Source organism: Sphingomonas sp., assembly GCF_050725575.1.
Classification (GTDB): Bacteria; Pseudomonadota; Alphaproteobacteria; order Sphingomonadales; family Sphingomonadaceae; genus Sphingomonas.
Genome location: NZ_JBOHHW010000095.1, coordinates 1 through 3877, shown reverse-complemented (window position 1 = coordinate 3877; position 3877 = coordinate 1). Strand labels below are relative to the sequence as shown.

2 protein-coding genes are annotated in these 3877 nt (G+C 65.4%); one reads left to right on the top strand and one right to left on the bottom strand.

Annotated elements, in window-relative coordinates; all coding sequences use genetic code 11:
* The first annotated feature begins 123 nt into the window (after positions 1-123).
* Complete coding sequence (locus ACRECS_RS27255; protein ID WP_431586111.1) at positions 124-2571, top strand: DUF4157 domain-containing protein; 2448 nt, start codon at positions 124-126, stop codon at positions 2569-2571.
* A gap of 10 nt (positions 2572-2581) precedes the next feature.
* On the opposite strand, the gene ACRECS_RS27250 is transcribed toward ACRECS_RS27255, so the two are convergent.
* Positions 2582-3877 (bottom strand): ATP-binding protein (locus ACRECS_RS27250; protein ID WP_431586110.1); only part of this gene is annotated, 1296 nt, incomplete at its 5' end.

Here is a 3877-nt window from a genome sequence, read left to right as displayed (position 1 = left end):
GGGTCGATTCATCGCTGGTCGGGCGCATACCGGGCTGCGCATCCGTTTCCGATCGCCCGTTTCCATTTGCGGTGGCGTGAGTCATACTCGCGGTCGATACGATCCTCAAAAGGAGGAAGGCGGATGCATGCCCGTCTGCAGCCCAAGGCCGGGGTGACTGCGTTCGCGGCGTACAAGCCGCGCTCGGGCGCGGCGGCGCGTGTCGTGCAGCGCGCGGCGCTGAATCCGGCGTCGGGTCCGGCAACCGATCTTCAGGGGGGCGAGTCTCAGGGCCTGGGTGGGCACGCCCTGTCCGTGCGGGAAACGATTGCCGATTATGCCCGGTCGCATGCCTCGGGCCTGGCGCGGGCGGCGGCGGGACCCAATCGCACCGGCCTGCCCGACCGGCTGAAGAGCGGGATCGAGACGCTGTCGGGCATCGCACTCGACGATGTGCGCGTGCATCGCAATTCGTCGCGCCCCGCGCAGCTCCAGGCGCTCGCCCATGCCCAGGGCAGCGATATCCATCTCGGTCCCGGCCAGGAGCGCCACCTGGCGCATGAGGCGTGGCACGTTGTGCAGCAGAAACAGGGGCGCGTGCGGCCGACGATGCAGCTTGGCGGCACCGCGATCAACGACGATGCCGGGCTCGAGCGCGAGGCTGAGACGATGGGCGCGCAGGCGGCGGGCATGCAGATGGGCGGTATGGACCATGCGACACCGCGTGCCGCGCCGGCGCCGCGTGCGATGCCGGGAGGGCTGGCGCCGGTGCAGCGCTTCCGCGTGGTCGAGGCCCAGGGCAAGAAATGGGACGTCTCGAACGATGATACCGCAGCGACGGTCGATGTCGTCAACAACAAGGACTTCTATGCGACGGAGGAGCGGATCACACAGGCCAATGACTCGCTCAAGAAACGCGACGCCAATGTCGCCCTGGCCTCTACCGGCGGCAAGCTCACCGTGAACAAGACCACGCTGCTGAAGATCATACCGCAGATCGAGAAGACGAATGTCACAGGCAATCTGATGGGCCCCGAATTGTCGCCGGCCGTTTCGGGTGAGCACGACGCGGTGACCGGGGTCGATCTGCCCTCGGCCTGCGAAAAGGGTGCGATGGCGGTCATCGGTGCAGTGCTGCACGACCAGCGGGAAGTGCCGCACACCATGGATTATTCCTGGGCCAAGCACGACCAGGGCCGCATGGCCAATCTCATCGCCTTGACCAGTGTCGACGAGCTGGCGCAGCACAGCGCCAACACGCGGTGGAAAGATTTCGACAAGATGCGGCACGAGGCGATCGCGCTCTACAGCGAAATGAAGAAGAACGGGCGCCTGACCGATCTCGCCAAGGTGGATGAGGTGCGCAGCGAGGTCCGCAAGGTGAATGGCGACCTCGCCGACAAGGAATTCGACACGAATTTCGAGCTGAAGGTCGATCATTACGAGACCCGGACGACGAGACCCGCCAGCATCGCCGTGCTCAGCGACATGATCCAGACGATGAATGTCCTGAAGAGCCGGATCGAGCATCGCGTGATGTCGAACATCGATCCGGTCTATCAGGGATATCACGATGACGTGCTGGCCGCGAAGGGTGTGCAGGAGAAGCTGATCGAGCTCTACACCGCGAAGGAATTTCCGCGCAGCGTGATCGATGAAGCGCTCAGGCTGGTGGGAAAGCAGGACGAGCGCGGCACATATTTCACGCCGAAAAAAGGCGATGGCGACACCTATGGCAACAACCTGACCTTCTTCGCTGATTCGCGGATGACGGATTATATCCAGTCGATCGCCCGCCAACTCAACAACACCGTCTTCCGGCTGGAGGAACAGCGCGACGCACGTTTCGGGGCCGTCGGCAACCGCAATACCAAGGTCGATCCAAAGGTTGGCGAGGCTTATGGCATCATCGGCGGTGGCTATGACATGCGCCGGGGCGGTGATTGGAACTGGCATTGGGCATCGGTGGTCATGAAGACCCTCACCGACAATGTGACGATGGAGGCGCATGCCTCGCACCGTCGTGGGGATGAGACCCATAACGAACGGTGGGACTTCAAGATGTATGGCCGCCCCGGACTTGAGAGCAGCCAGGGCAAGACATTCCACGATATCTGGCGCGGACAGGGTTTCGGCTTGCGGCCGGTCACCATTCTCGGCCAGCCGAAGCGCACCCATCCTCCGAGCGTCGCGCGCAACAATCTCGATGAAGTGGAGTCTCTCGGTGGCAAGGCTCTTCTGCGCCACAAGAGTGGTGTGCTTGAGCTGTTCACGATTGAGGGAACACTGGCCAAAAGCCGCGGCAAGGACGACATCCTCGACTGTTACGATCGCACGATCGATCGGGTACTCGAGCTCACGACCGGCGAAATTCCGCGCAATTTCGTCGAGCAGAGGTTGCACGATCCGCTCAACCGGCAGGCCGAGGCGATTATCGCCCTGAGGAGGAGCACGAGGGGAGGCGTTGATGAACTCTCGCTTGAGATCGACGTCGAAAAGACAGCGAATGAAGTTCGCGACGGCCTGCGCCAGATTTTCGATGTGCTCGACAGCTATGAGCGCGCGGGCCGGAAGAGCGGCGCGTTCGACTGATCTCGCGCCTTCACTCCGTGTCCACCTCCACTAGGTCGCCGAAGCTCAGCGTGAACGCCGCGCCGCCCTCGGCATGGGTGCGGGCGCTCACGCCGACGCCCATCGCAGCCGCAAAGCCCTTGACGATCGCCAGTCCAAGCCCGCTGCCGCCCGAGCGGTCAGTGCCGGTGCCGCTGGCGAACATGTCGAAGATGCGCGCTTCGCTGCCCGGCTCCAGGCCGGGGCCGTCGTCGCGCACGGTCAGTGTGACGCTGTCCGCGTCGCGCCGCCCCTCGATCGTGACGATGCCCGCGGTGCCGGCATGCTGCACCGAATTGGCGAGCAGGTTGATCAGCACATGGTGGAGCAGCAGCGGATCGGCGCGGACCAGAGGCAAATCGACCGGCACGTCGAGCGCGATCTGCTTGTCGCGCAGCAGATCACCGAGGTCCTGGCGCGCGGCGCCGACTGCATCGGTCAGATCGATCGCTTCGCTCGCCGCGGTCAGCGCGCCTGAATCGAGCCGCAGCATCGACAGGAGATTGTCGAGGAAGCGCTGCAGCCGGTCGACTTCCGCGCGCGCGACTGGCGTTGCGGGGGAGCCGGGATGGTCGGCATCGATCCGCTCGATCGCCGCGCGCACCGCGGTGAGCGGGGTGCGCAAATCATGGCCGATCGAGGACAGCAGGGCGACGCGCAGCCGGTCGCGCTCCTCAAGCACCGAAAGCTGGCGCGTCTCGCCCTCCAGCCGCAGTCGTTCCTGCGCGAGCGAGGCCTGGCCGACCAGGGTCGAGAGCAAGACGGCGCGGTCGGATGGCACCGGCTCGCCGCCGTCGCTCCGCGCGATGCCGAGCACTGCGAGCACGCCGAGCGAGGTCTTGAGCGGGTGGAATTGCCAGTCCGACCCGTTGAGTGTGGCGGTGCCATACCCCGCTTCCTCGCCGCGCTTGAGCGACCAGTCGGCCGCGGCGCGGTCGACCGGCGTCAGCGCGGCGGCGCCCGGGCTGGTCGCGACCACACTGAGTTGCCCGTCGGCTTCGGCGAGCACCACCGTGTTGACGTCGAGCAGGCCGGCGACTTCTGCGCAGATCGTTTCCGCAGTGGCCTGCGCGTCCGACACGCGCGTCAACGCCTGGGCGAAGGCGGCGAGCGCGGCATTCTCGCGCGCGCCACGCACGCCGATCGTGGCGCGCGACCGCATGTCGCCGGTCAGGCGGCTGATGAACGCGGCGATGCCGAGCAGCACGACGAAGGTGAGCACGCTTTGCGGCTCGCCGATGGTGAAGGTGTAGATCGGTGCGAGGAAGAAGAAGTTGAACGCCAGCGC